Genomic DNA, 371 nt, shown 5'->3' on the forward strand with positions numbered 1-371 from the left:
TCAGCTTTCCGATGGTCGCAAGTTTCGATTATTGAATGTGATTGATGATTACCGCCGCGAAGGCCTAGCCATTGAAGCAGGGTTCTCATTGCCCACAATCAGGGTTATTCGTACGTTGAATCAATTGCTGGAGTGGAGAGAAAAACCGTTAGTGATCCGATGCGATAATGGTCCCGAATTTATCAGTCACGAATTTGTGCGCTGGGCTACTGAGCACGGTATTCGTATTGAATATATTCAACCGGGTAAGCCACAGCAGAATGCGTATATTGAACGCTATAATCGGACCATACGTTATAGTTGGCTGAGCAAGCATTTATTTGATACTTTGGATGAAGTACAAGATTATGCAACAAACTGGTTGTGGCATT

Annotated in this window: 1 protein-coding gene; it reads left to right on the plus strand. The window is 43.4% G+C overall.

From position 1 onward, the window contains the following. The coding region (locus tag ACF8FD_RS10395) for a DDE-type integrase/transposase/recombinase (RefSeq protein WP_392453358.1) at window positions 1–371 on the plus strand (371 nt) is incomplete at both ends.

Source organism: Acinetobacter sp. TYF_19 (assembly GCF_043105125.1).
GTDB classification, from domain to species: Bacteria; Pseudomonadota; Gammaproteobacteria; order Pseudomonadales; family Moraxellaceae; genus Acinetobacter; species Acinetobacter johnsonii.